Consider the following 2,797-nt stretch of genomic DNA (forward strand, 5'->3'; position numbering starts at 1 on the left):
CCTCCCAGGCGGCGACGGCGGCCTTCTCGGCGTCGCTGGCGGCGAGCGCGGCGCGGGCCGGGTCGGCGTCGGGCGCGGTGTCGTCGAGCCAGCCGGCCCGCACGGCCTCGGCGGTCTCCTGCTCGACCTCGGCGAGGCGGGTGCGCAGGTGTTCGGCCTCGCTGCGGGCGCGCTGGGCGGCCGTGGCGGCGGAGGTGGCGTCGCGGTGGGCGGTCTCGCCGATCTCCTGGAGCCCGGCGGAGCGCTCCTCCTCCTCGTTCGCGGCCCGCTCGCCCTGTTCGGCGGCGGTCTGCAGGGCCCGTACCAGCTCGGCGGCGGCCGTGGCGCGCGCGGCCAGGGCCGGTGCGGCGTCCCGCTCGGCCTCCAGGATCGCGGCGGCGACCCGGGCGGAGCGGTCGRCGGCGGCGCGGTGGCGCAGCACGGTCTCGGCGGCCTGCCAGGCGGCATGCAGGGTGCGGGCTTCGAGGAGCTCGCGGCGCTGGGCGGCGGCGGCCTTGTCGGCCACGGTCAGGGCCAGCGAGGCGTGGCGGTAGGCGAGTTCGGCGGAGACCGCGGCGCTGCGGGTGCGCTGCGCCTCGGCGGCGGTGACCTCGTGGGCGGCGCCGGTGACCCGCTGGGCGAGGTCGGCCGCGCGGCCGCGTTCCGCGCCGGCGCGGGCGGACAGCCGCCGGGCGAGGGTGCGCGTTCGGCGTTCGGCGCCGGCGTGGACGTCGCGCAGCCGGGAGCGGGTCTCGGCGGCCTCGACGATGCGGGTGAGGAGGTCCACCGAGCCCGCGGTGAAGTCGCGTTCGGCCATCAGCTCGGCGCGGCGGCCCAGCTTGTTGCCGAAGCCGTGGACCAGGTCGGCGAGGCCGTCGGTGTCGCGGGTGTCGGTGACGGCGCGCAGCAGCAGGTCGGTGAAGTCGGAGTCCTTCTTGACCGCGAACAGGCCCGCGGCCTCGCCCTCGTCGGCGTTCATCTCGCGCTGGTAGCGGAAGAGTTCGGGGTCGAGGCCGAGTTCGGTGAGGTGCTCGTTCCAGCGGTCGTGGATCTCCTCGAAGTACACCTCCAGGTGCGGGTACGCCTTCCCGGCCTCGGTGAGGGCGTCGCGGAAGCCCTTCATCGTGCGGCGCCGGCCCTGGGCGCCGGAGGCTCCCTCGACGGGCGGCCGTACGGCGGTGGCCTCGGCGACGGGGAGGTTGTCCAGGCTCAGACCCGGGCCGGGGCGGAAGGAGTACCAGGCCTCGGCGAACTTGCGGGGGTCGTTGGAGACCTGCCGGCCGCGCCATTCGCTGACCTTGCCGACGACCACGCACTCGCCGGTCTGGGTGTGCTGCCACTCCAGGGCGACGTGTCCGCAGTCGTCGGCGAGCAGGAACTTGCGCAGCACGCCGGAGCTGGCGCCGCCGAGGGTGTTGCGGTGGCCGGGGAGCATCACCGAGAAGATCAGCTTGAGCAGGACGGACTTGCCGCCGCCGTTCTCCAGGAAGAGCACGCCGGCGGGCGCGGGGCGCCGGGGCGGCCCGGTGGGCTCGTCCTCGAAGAACTCCGCCTGGGCGGGTGCCGGGTGGGGCACCGGCTCACCGACTCCCCGCAGGTCGAGCACGGTGTCGGCGTAGCGTGCGCCGGCGGGCCCGATGGAGTAGAGGCGGATCCGGGACAGCTCGTACATGGCGGCGGACTCTCGTGCTCTGTCGTGGGTCGTGTGCGTGGGGGGGCGTACGGGATCGGGTGCGGGCTCAGGCGTGGAAGGGCAGGCCCGCGTCGGCGGCCAGTTCCAGGTCGTCGCCCTCGGGCGGCGGCAGGAGGGTGGCGGAGCCGTCGCTGACGGGGACCACGCCGAGTTCCAGGAGTTCGGCCATGGCCGCGCTGCCCGCCATGTCGCGGACCTGGAGCTGGTAGCGGGGGGTGGTGCGGTAGGTGCCGCCCGCCTCGTCGCCGGTGCGCTGGAGGAACCCGGACTCGGTGAGGAAGGCGGCGGCCTTRCCGACGATGCCGGTGGTGGAGCCGGCGAGCCGACGGGCGTCCTTGGTGGCTCCGGTGGCGCTGCGGCGGGCGTAGACCCGCCAGGCGGCCTCCAGGCCGGGGGCGTCGGAGGCGGGGTCGGTGTTCTCGCCGAGCTGCTCGGCGCGCTCCTCCAGGCGGCGGCAGGTCTGGCGGACGAAGGCGTCGACGCCGTTGACGGTGATGCGGCCGATGTAGCCGTTGTCGGCGAGGTCCTCGGGGCGGGGGAAGGCGAGGGCGGCGACGGCGAGGTGGGCGAGGCCGTGCAGGAAGCGGTCGCCGCCGTCCGCGGCGGTGCGGCGGGCGTAGTCGCCCATGCGGACGGCGAAGACGGAGTCCTCTGCGGCTGCGACGGCCATCCCGGCCCGGGGGGACACCTCCAGGACGACGAGGCCGAGGCCGGTGGCGACGGCGTCGGCGAGCCGCCCGAAGGCGGGCTCCTCGCGGTAGCGGCGCAGCAGCTCGGCGTACTCCGCGTCGCGGGCGGGCAGCAGCCGGGGCTGGAGTCCGAAGGCGACGAGGCGGGCCGCGTCGGCGGCGTCGGCCGGCGTGACGGACCCTCCGGGGGCGGGCGCGGCCGAAGSCGACGAGGCGTCCGGCTCGCTCCATGCGGACTGCGGCTCGCTCCACGCGGGGCGCTCGGCGTGGTGGTCGCTCACGGGTGGGTCTCCTCGGCGGTGCGGTGTACGGGGTCTGCGGTGGCGCGGTGACGGGCGGTGCGGGCGGCGGAGGCCCGCGGGCGCGGCCCGCTCCCGCGGTGGGCGCGGGCCGAAGGCCTCGCCCGGTCGGCCGGCATCCGGCCCCGGGCCGGGCC

1 protein-coding gene and 1 pseudogene are annotated in these 2,797 nt (G+C 76.9%); both read right to left on the reverse strand.

What is annotated here, in order from left to right:
* A pseudogene (locus AB4039_RS41880) lies at positions 1 to 1,651 on the reverse strand (hypothetical protein); the annotation flags it as partial.
* A 67-nt stretch (positions 1,652 to 1,718) separates the two neighbouring features.
* On the reverse strand, positions 1,719 to 2,642 hold the full coding sequence (locus tag AB4039_RS41885; protein ID WP_442273267.1) for a hypothetical protein: 924 nt from the start codon (positions 2,640 to 2,642) through the stop codon (positions 1,719 to 1,721).
* Positions 2,643 to 2,797 lie beyond the last annotated feature (155 nt).

The sequence above is a fragment of the Streptomyces sp. M-16 genome (assembly GCF_052114405.1).
GTDB lineage: Bacteria > Actinomycetota > Actinomycetes > Streptomycetales > Streptomycetaceae > Streptomyces.